The following is a 13654-nucleotide window of genomic DNA, read 5'->3' on the forward strand; positions in this document are numbered from 1 at the left end:
AACCCCGACGTTGAACCGTGTTCCTGCACCACGCACGCCCGGCGGCTGAATTCAAGACCGCCGGGCATCCATTTGAATCCCTTCGTTTTTTCCGCCCCTTCAGCCTTCCCCATGCAGCGGAGAACATCTGCTGCCTTTTGCCTCCGGCCATTCCACCCGTCCTTTAAGAAATACCCTCCAGACCGTTGTATGTATTCATATTTCGGCCATTTGATTTTACATTTGGAAAGTTTTTTTAAGTGACATTTGCAGGTGAATCATTTATGACCTGTTAACTGTAATGACATGATTGACACACACGACCGTGACCCCACGGAACCCCACCCCCGCACCAGGGCCCGCAAGGGTATTCTTAAAGGCCCTGTGATGTGATCCGGTTTTCGGAAGCCACGGTTACCACCCATACACCCCCCGTCTGGAGAGGACAGTTCGCATGATTTACGATATTGATTTTGAAACGATGCCGAGGGAAGCCTTGGAAGCGATTCAGCTCAGGCGACTTCAAACCACCCTTGAGAATGTCTACGCAAAGGTTCCCTTTTACCAGAAGCTATTTAAAGAGGCGGGCATCATCCCCGCGGACATCCGCTCCCTCAAAGATCTTTCCAAGCTTCCGTTTACCACCAAGCAGGACCTCCGGGACAACTATCCCTACGGGATGTTTGCCGTTCCCATGGAGAGCGTGGTGCGTATCCACGCCTCCTCCGGCACCACCGGCGCCCCCACCGTGGTGGGCTACACCCGACGGGACATCGACAACTGGTCCGATCTTATGGCCCGCGCCCTCTGCGCAGGCGGTGCCACCCGCGGCGACATCATCCACAACGCATACGGATACGGTCTTTTCACCGGCGGGTTGGGTGTCCACTACGGCGCGGAAAAACTGGGGGCCTCCGTCATCCCCGTCTCCGGCGGCAACACCAAGCGCCAGATCGTCATCATGAAGGACTTCGGCCCCACCATCCTCACGGCCACCCCCTCCTACACCCTGCACCTGGCCGAAGTGGCCAAAGAGATGGGCTTCTCCTTTTCCGACCTCAACTTCAAGTTCGGCATCTTCGGTGCCGAGCCCTGGAGTGAAAACATGAGACAGGAGCTGGAAGAGACCCTTGGTATCGATGCCGTGGATATTTACGGACTCAGTGAAGTCATGGGACCCGGGGTTGCCATCGAGTGCCACGAGGCGAAAAACGGCCTCCATATTTTCGAGGACCACTTCATCCCGGAGATCATCGATCCGGTCACCGAAGAACCCCTGCCCTACGGCGAAACAGGGGAGCTGGTCTTCACCTCCATCACCAAGGAGGCCTTCCCCATCATCCGCTACCGCACCCGGGACATCACCTCCCTCCATCCCGAGCCCTGCGTCTGCGGCCGAACCCACATCCGCATGAAGCGCGTCAGCGGTCGAACCGACGACATGCTCATCATCCGAGGGGTCAACGTCTTCCCCTCACAGATCGAGAGCGTCCTCATGAAGAGTTCCGATACCACCCCCCACTATCAGCTGGTGGTGGATCGCGAGAACACCCTCGACACCCTCACGGTCAAAGTGGAGGTCAGCGAAAACCTCTTTGCCGACGAGATCAGGATGCTCCAGACCACCGAGAAAAAAATCGCCAAAGATATCAAAGAATATCTCGGCGTCTCTGCCAAAGTGATGCTGGTGGAACCGAAATCCATTGCCAGAAGTGAAGGAAAAGCGGTAAGAGTTATTGACAACCGGAAGCGATAGGCCGAGACTGACAGAGATACCCAGAGGCCAACAGGGTCTGTGGCTCGGGTCTATAAGTCTATCCCGAACGTAAACGGTTGATCAACGAAGCCATCACGTATTTAATTCATCACGATGCTCATGAAAGGAGGCCTTTGATGCGCGTTGAACAAATATCCATTTTCTTAGAGAACACAGGCGGGCGTATTGCCGAAGTGACCACGATTCTTTCTGCCGCCGCTGTGAATATCCGCGCACTGTCCCTTGCGGATACCACAGATTTCGGTGTACTCAGGCTGATTGTCGACGACAACGAGACCGCAGAAAAAGTCCTGAAAGAGAACGGGTTTTCCGTTGGAAAAACCAGTGTGGCGGCCGTGGCTGTCGAAGACAAGCCCGGAGGCCTCAACCGAATCCTGATTCTCCTTGCCGACGCCGACATCAACGTGGAATACATGTACGCCCTGCAGCAGAGCGGAGACCACGCCGTCATGATTTTCCGTTTCGACAACATTGACGAAGCCGTCAAGGTTCTTGAAAAAGAGGGGATCCGCGTCTACAAAGCAAGTGAAGTCGCGTCGTTGTAAGAAAAATAAGATGCGGCCCGGCCTTTGAGTGTCAACGCCAGACGCCGCACCGGTTGCTTTAAGGCAACCATAGATATGATGCATTAAAAAAAGCGGAACCCTCCAACGGGTTCCGCTTTTTCTCTTTTTGGAGCCCCTGCCCCCATGGCCGAAACACATACCGCCACCCTCTCTGCAGAACTCGAACACAGACTGCTCCACGGTCTCCACCTGGAGTGGAACTCCGCCAGGGATGGCAACCCGGACCCGCGCATCCGCAGCCTCACCCCACCGATGTTTGCCGTAAACGACGCAAAGGGGACCCTTGCCCACTGGAACGAAAAGCGGAGGGAAATCTCCTTCAGCCGCCATTTTCTTTCCCACCACCCCTGGGATGCTGTCCGGGAAGTGCTGCTGCATGAAATGGCTCACCAGGTGGCCCATGAGGTTCTGAAGGCCCACGGGGAGCCTCCCCACGGGCCAGCCTTCAGAAGCGCCTGCGATCTCCTCGGAGCCAACCCCAAAGCCTCCGGCAGTTACCCGAGTTTAAGGGACAGGCTGGCCACGGGCAGCACCTCCCCGCAAGATGCCCTGACCCAACGCATCCATAAGCTCTTTGCCCTGGCCCAAAGCAGCAACCCCCACGAGTCCGAGGCAGCCCTTGCCAAGGCCCAGGGGCTCATGGAGAAATACCGCATCGATACCCTTGAAACCGGCGACCCCCAGGATGAGTACACCACCCTCTTTTTAGGCCGCCCCGCCCTGCGTCACCACCGGGAGTTTTACGCCCTGGCCAACCTCTTGACCGAACACTACTTCGTCCGCTGCGTCTGGGCCATGGCCTGCGTGGTGGACAAAGGAAAAATGGGACGGGCCTTGGAAGTCAGCGGGGCACGCTCCCATGTCCTCACCGCAGAGTATGCCTATCGTTTTATTTTGGATTTCATCGATCGGTCCTGGGCAGACCTTCAAAAAGAGCGGGGACAAAAACTCGGGCGGTCGCGAAAAAGCGATTACGCGGAAGGGGTTGTGGCGGGATTTTCACAGAAATTGCAGGGAGAAAAAAAGAAACGCCCTACCTCTCTCCTCCCCGAGGTGGTCAAAGACCCGGTGCTTGACGCCTATATCGGAAGGCGCTACCCGAGGCTTGCCACCCGGACCCGGCGCGTCCGGAACATCGACGCCGAGCTTATCAGCAAAGGCAAGAAAGCAGGCCGGCGCATGTCCATCCAGCCGGGGGTCGACGAAAAAAGGGCACCCAAAGGCGCCCTTCCTAGCGAATAAACAACAGCTGTTCAGTTCCTGAAAAAAAAGCCTGCCTTTGATCCAAGGCTGGACTGAAACTGTTATTTTAAAATCTGTTTGTTAAACCCGTCTTTCATAAGATCAGGCAAAAGTTTAGCCCCCGGCAGGGCTGCCGGAGGCATAAGCTGAAGAGGTAACGGAAGATCAGGAGCGGTCAAACCCTCCGACGAGGTGCAGGTGGAGGTGAAACACCTCCTGGCCGCCGCCCTTTTCCACGTTAAAAAAGACCCGGTAGCCGGACTGATCGGTGCCCTCTTTTGCGGCCAGCCCCTTGGCAACGGTCATCATCCGCCCCAGAAGCGCCTCGTCGCACGCCTCGATATCGTTGATGCTCCGGATGTGCTTGCGGGGAATGATGAGAAGATGCACCGGGGCTTTGGGGTTGATGTCCCGAATGGCGATCATGTCCTCGTCTTCGTAGATAAACTCAGAGGGGATCTCTTTGCCGATAATTTTACAGAAAATACAGTCAGCAGCCACAGCCACTCCTTTCGTTTTCTAAGTCATCTGTATCGCAGAAATAATAAAAAAAACAGCAACTATTCAGCTCAAACAAGCCTCCGGCGGCCCTGCCGGGGGCCAAACGTTTAAAAAGTTTGACAAACAGGTCTTCAGCAAGCCTTTCCAGGCTCCGCCGAAATAATTTCCACTTTTTCACATTCGAAACGTTTTTTGCGAAGCTTTTTTTCAAAAAAGCGACCCGCCGGAGGCAAGCTGAATAGTTACAAAAAACGGAGCCACGACACCTCTTGCGCCGCCGGCTCCGCTGTCGCGTCTCATCGCTCGTGAAATATCTCGGCCCAGGACCCGGAAAGATCCTCAGCTGTCAGGGCCTCGTCCAGCTCCGTTAAAAACCGGTCCCTGGAGATCTCTTCGGCCCCGAACCGCAGGAGATGGTCGGTGGTCACCTGGCAGTCAATGAACCGAAAGCCCTCCGCCTGCAAAAATTGTACGAGCCTGACAAAGCAGACCTTGGAGGCGTCTGATTTCCGGGAGAACATGGACTCCCCGAAAAAACCGCGCCCCAGGGAGACCCCGTAGAGCCCCCCCACCAAGTCATCTCCGTCCCACGCCTCCACGGAGTGGGCGTACCCCTCTTTGTGAAGGGCCAGGTAGGCCTCCTTCATCTCGGGAACGATCCAGGTGCCCTCCTCTTCCCCCCGGGGCACCGTGGCACAGTTTGAGATCACCTCGGCAAAGGCCCGGTCCATGGTGACCCGGTACGCCCCCCGCTTCAAGGTCTTGCGCAGGGAGCGGTTCACCACCAGCTTTTCAGGGTAAAGGACCAGCCTGGGATCGGGGGACCACCAGAGGATGGGTTCGCCGGGGCTGTACCAGGGAAAGATTCCCATGGAGTAGGCAAGGATCAGACGGGGCACCGTAAGGTCCCCGTCCAGGGCCAGCAGTCCGTCCTCACGGGAAAATTCGGGAGGGGGAAAGGTCAACTGCTCAGACAATTGGAACAACGGCATGAATCATCACCTCAGGAGTAACTGAACGTGAGCTCATCACGCCGGAACCCGATGGTCACGGTGCCGCCCTTGGAGAGTTTTCCAAAGAGGAGCTCGTCGGCCAGCTGGTCCTTGATGACGGTCTGGATGAGACGTCCCAGGGGCCTTGCACCATAATCGGGGTCGTAGCCTTTCACGGCCAGCCAGTTTCGCGCCTTGGGTGTCAGCTTGAGCTGCACTTTGCGTTCGGCAAGCTGCCCTTTCATCTCGGTCATGAACTTATCCACGATCATCTCCATCACCTTTTCAGAGAGTGCATTGAAGGTGATGATGGCATCCAGGCGGTTACGGAATTCCGGGCTGAAAATCCGCTCGATGGCCGAACGCCCCTTGCCTTCGACCTCGCTCTTCGGGCTCCCGAAGCCGATGGTTTTGGTGCTCATCTCCCGGGCCCCTGCGTTGGAGCTCATGAGGATGATCACGTTCCGGAAGTCGGCTTTTTTACCGTTGTTATCCGTCAGGGTGCCGTGGTCCATGACCTGAAGCAGGATATTGATCAGGTCGGGGTGTGCCTTTTCGATCTCGTCCATGAGCAGGACGCAGTGGGGGGTCTTGCGGATGCGCTCGGTGAGGAGGCCGCCCTGTTCAAACCCCACATACCCCGGAGGCGCCCCGATGAGGCGTGCCACGGCATGCTTTTCCATGTACTCACTCATGTCAAAGCGCAGGAACTCCACCCCGAGGTTGAGGGCAAGCTGCTTGGCCACCTCGGTTTTTCCAACCCCGGTGGGCCCGGAAAAGAGGAAGGAGCCGATGGGCTTGTCCGGAATGGAGAGCCCGGCACGGGACCGCTTGATGGCGGTAATGAGCCCGGTCAGGGCATCGTCCTGGCCGAAGATGGCGTGTTTCATACGCTTGTCGAGGGTCTTGAGGCGATCCCGATCGGACTTGGAGACGCTCCGTGCCGGGATCTTTGCGATGATGGCCACCACCTTCTCCATATCGGAGACACGCACTTTGTGGGTAGTATCCGCCTCGTCAAGGCGCTTGATAACCCCCGCCTCATCAATGACGTCAATGGCCTTGTCCGGCAGGTGGCGGTCGTTGATGTGCTTGAAGGAGAGATCAGCCGCCGCTTCAATGGCCGCAGGCGTATACACCACCTCGTGGTGGGACTCGAAACGGTCCTTGAGCCCGTTTAAGATCTCCACGGTTTCGGCCACGCTGGGTTCGCTGATATCGATCTTTTCAAAACGCCGGGACAACGCCCGGTCTTTTTCGAAATTGTTCTTGTACTCCTCGTAGGTGGTGGAGCCCATGCACCGCAGCTCCCCGTTGCCAAGAACGGGCTTGAGCATGTTGGAAGCGTCGATGGAGCCGCTGCTCGTGGCCCCTGCCCCCACGACGGTATGGATCTCATCGATGTAGAGGATCACGTTGGGAATGGCCTTCAGGGCTTCGATGACGCCCTTCATGCGTTTTTCAAAATCCCCGCGAAATTTGGTACCGGCAAGGACCGCAGGCAGGTCCAGGGAGTAGATCCGTGTCCCTTTGAGAGGCTCGGGAACCACGCCGGCCGCCACCATCTGGCCGAGGCCTTCGGCAAGGGCTGTTTTCCCCACACCGGGGTCTCCCACAAAGATGGGGTTGTTTTTGCGACGGCGAAGCAGGACCTGGATGATGCGCTGCATCTCCCGGGTTCGACCGATGAGGGGATCCAGGCGTCCGTCAAGGGCTCGCTCCACCAGATCAACGGTATAGAGCTTCAGGGGGTCAGTCTCTTCCTTGTCGTCTCGGGACTCCCCGCCTTCGGAGCCGGGCTGGCCGTCGCCGGCCGGGGTCTGTTTCTGCTCCTGTTCATGGGAGATGTACCGAAGGACAGAGAGCCGGGTCACCCCTTCGGTTTCCAGGAAATAGCTGGCATGGGAATCCCGCTCCTGGAAAATGGAGGCAATGACATCGCCCACCTCCACCTCTTTTTTCTCAGCAGAGCGCACATGGGAGACGGCCCGCTGAATCACGCGCTGGAACCCCAGGGTCTGCTGAAGCACATAGTCTTCGGACCCTGCAAGTTTTTCGATCTTCTCCTGAAGAAAGGTATCCACCTTGCTCTTGAGTTCAATGGTGTCGCCGCCACAGCTCTCAATGATATCAATGCCTGTGGGATCATGGAGGATGGCAAACAGCACATGCTCTATGCAGACATATTCATGGCGTCGTTTTTTGGCTTCTCGAACGGCAAAGCCCAAGGTTGCGCTGAGTTCTCTGCTTATCATAGGTCGTTATTCTCCATAACACTTCGCAAGGGGTAGCCGTTTTCCTCGGCCAGTTCGTGGACGGTATCCACTTTGGTTTCCGCCACCTCGTACGTGTACACACCGCACAATCCCTTACCCTGGTGATGAACATGAAGCATGATCTCCGTCGCGTTTTCCTGCGATTTCCGAAAAACCGTCATCAGGATATCCACCACAAAATCCATGGGAGTATAGTCATCATTCACGAGATAGACCCGGTACATGGGTGGCTCATTGAGCCTGGTTTCCCTGTCGACATCTAACTCTTCCTGCAGATCGGGATGATTCTCGGCCATTGGTCACTCATTCCCCCTGAAATCCTATGGTTAAAATTATAACACAGAACAAGGCAAAAAAGCATCGACGATCGCGAGGGCCAGGGGATCGGATGAGGGATAAAAATGCCCGCATGCCTTTGCCCTTTAAGGGAATCATCGATGCTTCAGGTGATAAAAAAACGGCCCGATGGATCAGGACTGGCCGCAACATTTTTTATATTTTTTGCCACTTCCGCAGGGACACGGATCGTTTCGACCCACTTTGCTGTCCGCGCTTCGCGAAGGCTGCTTGGCGGCCCCGCTCTCTGAATGGGAATACGAAAGATTGGACTGAGTCCGCTCGGGGTTCACCTCTTCCACCTGCTCGGGTTCGGCAATCTGGATGCGGAACAAGATGGCCACCACCTCTTCCTGAATCCTGTCGATCATGGCCTGGAACATTTCAAATCCCTCTTTCTTGTACACGATGAGAGGGTTCTGCTGGGCGTAGCCTCGAAGGCCCACGCCTTCCTTGAGGTGGTCCATGGACAGGAGGTGGTCCTTCCAGTGGTTGTCCACGGTCTGAAGGATCACATAGCGTTCCAGCTGACGGAACTGATCCGTGCCGATGAGGGCCTCTTTGCCGTTCATGATCCCCATGACATGCTCAAGGACCTCAGCGGCCAGCTTGTCCCGGGTGAGGCTGTTGCCGGAGGCATCCACGGTGAGGGTGGTGTTGAAATGGCTTCCCATGAGCTGGGCAAAGGTATCCCAGTCCCAGGTTTCGGGCAGGGCCTTGTCCACGGCGACGGCTGTGGCGATATCCCAGGCGATGCCTTCCACCATGCGAAGCACCTCCTCGTGGAGGTCCCCGCCCCGGAGTGCTTCGCGGCGCTGGCGATAGATCACCTCACGCTGCTTGTTCATCACATCGTCGTATTCGAGGATATGCTTTCGAATGTCGAAGTTGTGGCCTTCCACTTTGCGCTGGGCGTTTTCAATGGCCCGGGAGATGAGCCGGTGTTCGATGGGCTCCCCGTCTTCAAGGCCCAGGCGCTCCATGATGGCGGTGATGCGTTCCCCGCCGAAAATACGCAGCAGGTCATCCTCCAGGGAGAGGAAATACCGGGAGAGGCCGGGATCGCCCTGGCGGCCGGAACGGCCCCTGAGCTGGTTGTCGATACGGCGGCTGTCATGACGTTCGGTGCCCAGGATATAAAGTCCGCCCAGGTCCGTCACGCCCTCGCCCAAGACAATGTCGGTGCCTCGACCGGCCATGTTGGTGGAGAGGGTCACCGCCCCTTTTTGACCGGCCATGGCAACGATCTCGGCTTCTTTGCCGTGGTGCTTGGCGTTAAGCACCTCGTGCTTGACGCCCTTCTTGCTCAGTTTTTTACTCAGCTGCTCGGACATGTCGATGGAGATGGTTCCCACAAGCACGGGCTGGCCTGTTTTGTGGACACTGATGATCTCCTCGGCCACCGCATCGAACTTCTCTTTGCGGGTCTTGTAGATCACGTCCGGCATGTCCTTTCTCAGCATGGGCTTGTTGGTGGGAACCACCAGGCACTCCAGGCTGTAGATCTTCATGAACTCTTCGGCTTCGGTCATGGCCGTACCGGTCATGCCGCAGAGGGTGTCGTACATGCGGAAGTAGTTCTGAAAGGTGATGGACGCCAGGGTCTGGTTCTCGTTTTCGATGCGAACCTTCTCTTTGGCTTCCAGGGCCTGGTGAAGCCCCTCGCTGTAACGACGGCCTTCCATGAGGCGACCGGTAAACTCATCGACGATAACCACCTTGCCGTTTTTCACGATGTAATCGGTGTCGCGCTTGAAGGCGACGTGGGCTTTCAAGGCCTGGTTCACGTGATGGAGGATCTCAATGTTGGAGGGGTCAAACAGGTTCTCCACGTTGAGTTTCTCTTCGGCTTTCTGAACCCCTTCTTCGGTGAGGGTCACGCTGCGGGACTTTTCGTCCAGGGTGTAATCCACCTCCTCCTTGAACAGGGGCATGATGCTGTCCACAAGGCCGTAGAGCTGGGTGGACTGCTCCGCAGGACCGGAGATAATCAAAGGCGTCCTGGCTTCGTCGATGAGGATACTGTCCACCTCATCCACGATGGCGAAGTTCAGGTCCCGCTGGACAAGCTGTTCTCTGGTAAACTTCATGTTGTCCCGGAGGTAATCAAAGCCGAACTCGTTGTTGGTCCCGTAGGTGATATCGGAGTTGTACGCTGCCTTTCTCTGGGCATCGTCCAGGCCGTGGACAATATTTCCCACGGTGAGCCCCATGAACGTGTAGAGCCGCCCCATCCATTCGGCGTCGCGGGAGGCAAGGTAATCGTTGACAGTCACCACGTGAACGCCTTTACCTGTCAAGGCATTCAAATAGGCCGGGAGGGTGGCCACCAGGGTTTTGCCCTCCCCTGTTTTCATCTCGGCGATCATGCCGTTGTGAAGGGCCATCCCGCCAACGAGCTGGCAATCGTAATGCCGCATCTCAAGGACCCTGCAGGACGCCTCCCTGACGGCGGCAAAGGCCTCGGGCAAAAGGTCGTCCAGGGTCTCCCCTTGAGCGTAGCGCTCCTTGAAAGCCGGGGTCAACGCCTTGAGGGCTTCGTCATCCAGGGATTTGTATGTCGCCTCCAGGGCGTTGATCTGCTCAACGACCAGGGCGAGGCGCTTGACCACACGGTCATTTTTCGTTCCAAACAGACGGGTCAGTAACTTTATCAGCATCGGCTGCATTCCTCTCTCAGCGGGAAACCGTTTTCAATTTCACGATCATCAGTATGATGGCCTTTCCGCACGGACTGTTGCCAAGCGTGGGGCCTGGGGACGCCATGGATGGGACCATGACGATGGGGGGACCTTCGGTGGCGGCTCACGATGACCCTGTCAGCACGAGGGAAGCCCATGGACAGCCGGGATTCGGCATCCGCCACATAGTTGTACAAAACGGGGATAAAATCAAGGGAAAGGCGTGGAAGAAAGCGGCAAAAAAAGGCATCACGGCGGATATCGATCAATCCAGGATATATTTCTCAGGATCCACCGGCATGCCGTTGAGGTGCACCTCGTAATGCAGGTGGGGACCGGTGCTTCGCCCGGTGTTCCCCATAAGGGCGATCTTGTCTCCTCGTTTCACATGCTCACCCTTCTTCTTCAGGGTTTTCGACAGGTGACCGTAGCGTGTCAACATCCCGTGCCCATGATCCAGGGAGACCATGACGCCCATGGAACCGCGGGGCCCTGCATAGGTCACCACCCCATCGGCCGGTGCGAAAATGGGTGTCCCCACATGGTTGGCAATGTCGTAGCCCTTGTGAAATCTCTTTTTGCCGGAAAAGGGAGAGACCCGGGGACCGAACCGGGAAGAGATCCAGCCCGTGGTGGGACAGATGGCCGGTGTGGACTCCAGAATCGTACGTTTTTCATCAAGGATGTCGTACAGGGAGGTGAAACGGCCCAGCTCCTCTTCGGCTGCCATGCTCGTTTCATGAATCTGTTCGGCCATTTCACGAACCAGGGCTTCCCCCTGCTCGTGGATCACCAGGTTGGTGTCGATGTCCCTGGGGGTCGCACCGCCCACGCCAAACAGGCTGTCCCCTTTGGAGGGGCTGCCCAGGTTGGCGATAACGCGGATTTTTTTCTCAAAATCGTAGAGGGCCATGAGGTTCCCCTTGAGACCGTTGATCTCACGGGCAAGGACAACCAGCTGTGCCTCCCGGGCTTTCAGCTCGGCATCTTTGCGCTCCAGGGAAAGGGAGAAGGCGTCGGTGGATTTCTGATGGCGAAAAGATGCCCACTGGGCATAAAGGGTCACGGAAAGTGTCGAGGTGAGAGCCACGAGAAGCACCAGAAAGACAAGGGCACCCCGCCCGGTCAAGGCAAGCTGCCGGAAGGAGTTCTTCCCGGATCCGACTATATAAAAGGTGTACCTGCGTTTCATAGGCTCCACGGTGTAACGACCAGGAGCGAAGTGAAAACGCCCTGGAATGGGGGGATTCTCAGGCGGGCCGAGGAACTCGTTGCGCCCGAAGCGATCGGTGCACACAGCGGATGCACACCTCTGTTTTCAGGATATTTTGCTACCATGGAGACGCCTAACTGTCAAGCGCCAGGCAGGACAAACCCGTGCCGGTGCCCCCTGTCACCCAGGCGGTCCGACCCGAGCGCCTGATGCCCGCACCGTACCGCCATCCCACAATAAACTGTAATTTCGATATGTTTCACCGATCCACCCCCACAGCCGGAGTGGAAATCTTTTTTACCGGCTCAAACCGGGAAGCCACATGACAAGTTCCGGCACAAAGGTAATGACAAGCAGCACAGCCAGCTGGATGAGAAGAAAGGGCATCACCGCTCGGGACACAAACAGCAGGCCCCGCCCCGCAATGGACCCGGTAATAAAGAGACTCACCCCCATGGGGGGCGTGCAGTAGCCGATGGCAAGGTTCACGGTGAGGATCAATCCGAAATGTATGGGGTCCACCCCGAAATGCGGAAGCATGGGAATCAGCACCGGCCCCAGGATCAGGGTGGCGGAGATGATATCCATGAACATCCCTGTCACCAGAAGTAGCAGGTTCATCAGGAGAAGGAACCCCCACCCCGATGAGACGCTCATCATCACGGCCTCGGTGATGCGGCCCGGAATGTTTTCAAAGGTGAGGTAACGACCGAAGCAGGTGGCACCGGCAACGATGATAAGCAGCGTGGCCGAAGTCACCGCCGAACTCACGGTGATCTGTTTCAGTTCGGCAAGGTTCATGGAACGATGGATAAAAAGCTCTACAACAAAGGCATAGACGCAGGCCACCACCGCTGCTTCGTTGGCGGTGAACATACCGGAAAAAATCCCCCCGAATATAATCACAGGGAGCATCAGCGCCCAGAAGCCCTCTTTAAGGGCCCCTGTGATCTCTCCGGCCGAGGGGGTCGACCGACGCTCCACCCGCCCTCCCCGGCGATAGAGAATCCCGGTATAGAGACAGATCCCCAACACAATGAGCACCCCCGGCACAAACCCCGTAAGAAACAAGGCCTCCAGGGAGACATTGCTGATCATGCTGTACAGGATCATCCCGATACTCGGGGGAATGATCACCCCCAGGTTGGGGGACGTGGCCATGAGTCCCACCGTATACGACTCATCATACCCATGTTCCATAAGGGCCGGGACCATAAAACCGCCGATGGCCACCACCGTTGCCACCGTGGACCCCGAGATGGCACCGAAAAGCCCGCAGGCCACCACCCCTGCCATGCCGAGCCCCCCGGGAAGCCACCCCACCAGCACATCAGCCACCCGGATCAATTTTGACACGATGCTGCCGGCGGTCATGATGTTTCCGCAGAGGATAAAAAAAAGAACCACCACCAGGGCGAAGTTGTCCAGGCTCTTAAAAAGGGTCTGGACGAGCAGAAGCACCGGCAGGTCGGCAAACAGAAGAAAACCCGCGGCTGCAGTAAAAAAAAGGGACATGGCCACCGGGATGTAAGCGGCCATGCACCCAAGGAGAATGGACAGGATGATCAGTTCGCTACTTCCCATGTGACTGCCCGCCTCCCTCATCGCCGGTTTTGCCCAACAGGCCAGCGGCCTGAACAAGGGCGCGGAACCCCATAAGCCCCCCTGAAAGGGGAAGGATCCCATAGAGCCAGGCCATGGGAATCTGCATGATAATGGTCTTCTGCCCTGTTCGCATCTGAAGCATCACCATGCTGATACCAAAGACAATGAGGATCCCTGAAAACAGAAGGATCGCCCCGTAGGAGAAGAGCAGCAACGGCCCTTTGAGCCGGGGAAAAAACTGGACAAGGGCATCAATGCGCACCATGGCCCCGTTTTTAACGGCTCGGCTGCACCCCACAAAGGTGGTGTAGACAATGACCAGTCGAACCAACTCCTCTGACCAGGCCAGGGAGTGGTTGAAGCCGTACCGCAATACCACGCTGGCAAAAAGAGCCGTCAGGGCCGCCATAACGGTCAGGAACAGGGTCCACTCCTCAAAGGAGGTGACCACACGATCGATTTTATTACACAAGGCTGTCATACATG

The 13654-nt window shown here is 56.9% G+C and carries 11 protein-coding genes; 3 read left to right on the top strand and 8 right to left on the bottom strand.

Features of this window, described 5'->3' with window-relative positions:
* Window positions 1-433 precede the first annotated feature (433 nt).
* The 3 genes from BLQ12_RS18525 to BLQ12_RS18535 all read left to right on the top strand — a co-directional run bounded on the left by BLQ12_RS18525 (window position 434) and on the right by BLQ12_RS18535 (window position 3564).
* Window positions 434-1735, top strand: a complete 1302-nt coding sequence (locus tag BLQ12_RS18525) for a phenylacetate--CoA ligase family protein (RefSeq protein WP_092212833.1) — start codon at window positions 434-436, stop codon at window positions 1733-1735.
* 137 nt (window positions 1736-1872) lie between these two features.
* A complete protein-coding gene (locus tag BLQ12_RS18530) occupies window positions 1873-2301 on the top strand; it encodes an ACT domain-containing protein (protein WP_092212835.1) in 429 nt (142 codons plus the stop codon).
* 144 nt (window positions 2302-2445) lie between these two features.
* A complete protein-coding gene (locus BLQ12_RS18535) occupies window positions 2446-3564 on the top strand; it encodes a DUF2786 domain-containing protein (RefSeq protein WP_092212837.1) in 1119 nt (372 codons plus the stop codon).
* Window positions 3565-3729: 165 nt separating this feature from the next.
* Here BLQ12_RS18535 and BLQ12_RS18540 read toward each other — a convergent pair whose 3' ends face one another.
* From BLQ12_RS18540 to BLQ12_RS18575, 8 genes are all read right to left on the bottom strand, one after another.
* Window positions 3730-4065, bottom strand: coding sequence for a histidine triad nucleotide-binding protein (locus BLQ12_RS18540; protein WP_092212839.1), 336 nt, complete (start codon window positions 4063-4065; stop codon window positions 3730-3732).
* A 296-nt stretch (window positions 4066-4361) separates the two neighbouring features.
* Window positions 4362-5057 carry a leucyl/phenylalanyl-tRNA--protein transferase gene (gene aat / locus BLQ12_RS18545; protein ID WP_092212841.1) on the bottom strand — a complete coding sequence of 232 codons (696 nt, stop codon included), beginning with the start codon at window positions 5055-5057 and terminating at the stop codon, window positions 4362-4364.
* 11 nt (window positions 5058-5068) lie between these two features.
* Window positions 5069-7312 (bottom strand): ATP-dependent Clp protease ATP-binding subunit ClpA, encoded by a 2244-nt coding sequence (gene clpA / locus BLQ12_RS18550; RefSeq protein ID WP_092212843.1) that lies wholly within the window; start codon window positions 7310-7312, stop codon window positions 5069-5071.
* The gene (gene clpS, locus BLQ12_RS18555; RefSeq protein ID WP_175469926.1) at window positions 7309-7629 is read right to left on the bottom strand and encodes an ATP-dependent Clp protease adapter ClpS; all 321 of its coding nucleotides are present in this window, start codon (window positions 7627-7629) and stop codon (window positions 7309-7311) included. Before clpS ends, clpA begins: the two co-directional genes overlap by 4 nt.
* A gap of 174 nt (window positions 7630-7803) precedes the next feature.
* Window positions 7804-10329: a preprotein translocase subunit SecA gene (secA, locus tag BLQ12_RS18560; RefSeq protein WP_092212844.1), complete on the bottom strand. Its 2526-nt coding sequence runs from the start codon at window positions 10327-10329 to the stop codon at window positions 7804-7806.
* Between the two features lie 286 nt (window positions 10330-10615).
* A complete protein-coding gene (locus BLQ12_RS18565; RefSeq protein WP_092212846.1) occupies window positions 10616-11542 on the bottom strand; it encodes a M23 family metallopeptidase in 927 nt (308 codons plus the stop codon).
* A 318-nt stretch (window positions 11543-11860) separates the two neighbouring features.
* Complete coding sequence (locus BLQ12_RS18570; protein ID WP_092212848.1) at window positions 11861-13147, bottom strand: TRAP transporter large permease; 1287 nt, start codon at window positions 13145-13147, stop codon at window positions 11861-11863.
* Window positions 13137-13649 (bottom strand): TRAP transporter small permease, encoded by a 513-nt coding sequence (locus BLQ12_RS18575; protein ID WP_092212850.1) that lies wholly within the window; start codon window positions 13647-13649, stop codon window positions 13137-13139. The genes BLQ12_RS18570 and BLQ12_RS18575 overlap by 11 nt, the downstream gene beginning before the upstream one ends.
* Window positions 13650-13654 lie beyond the last annotated feature (5 nt).

Origin of the sequence: Desulfoluna spongiiphila (assembly GCF_900101345.1) — a bacterium.
Classification (GTDB): domain Bacteria; phylum Desulfobacterota; class Desulfobacteria; order Desulfobacterales; family Desulfolunaceae; genus Desulfoluna; species Desulfoluna spongiiphila.

Bases quoted from the DNA above. Each gene is read 5' to 3' on its own strand.
- BLQ12_RS18525 (WP_092212833.1), top strand. From the start codon at position 434: ATGATTTACGATATTGATTTTGAAACGATGCCGAGGGAAGCCTTGGAA.
- BLQ12_RS18530 (WP_092212835.1), top strand. From the start codon at position 1,873: ATGCGCGTTGAACAAATATCCATTTTCTTAGAGAACACAGGCGGGCGT.
- BLQ12_RS18535 (WP_092212837.1), top strand. From the start codon at position 2,446: ATGGCCGAAACACATACCGCCACCCTCTCTGCAGAACTCGAACACAGA.
- aat (WP_092212841.1), bottom strand. From the start codon at position 5,057: ATGCCGTTGTTCCAATTGTCTGAGCAGTTGACCTTTCCCCCTCCCGAA.
- clpA (WP_092212843.1), bottom strand. From the start codon at position 7,312: ATGATAAGCAGAGAACTCAGCGCAACCTTGGGCTTTGCCGTTCGAGAA.
- clpS (WP_175469926.1), bottom strand. From the start codon at position 7,629: ATGGCCGAGAATCATCCCGATCTGCAGGAAGAGTTAGATGTCGACAGG.
- secA (WP_092212844.1), bottom strand. From the start codon at position 10,329: ATGCTGATAAAGTTACTGACCCGTCTGTTTGGAACGAAAAATGACCGT.
- BLQ12_RS18565 (WP_092212846.1), bottom strand. From the start codon at position 11,542: ATGAAACGCAGGTACACCTTTTATATAGTCGGATCCGGGAAGAACTCC.
- BLQ12_RS18570 (WP_092212848.1), bottom strand. From the start codon at position 13,147: ATGGGAAGTAGCGAACTGATCATCCTGTCCATTCTCCTTGGGTGCATG.
- BLQ12_RS18575 (WP_092212850.1), bottom strand. From the start codon at position 13,649: ATGACAGCCTTGTGTAATAAAATCGATCGTGTGGTCACCTCCTTTGAG.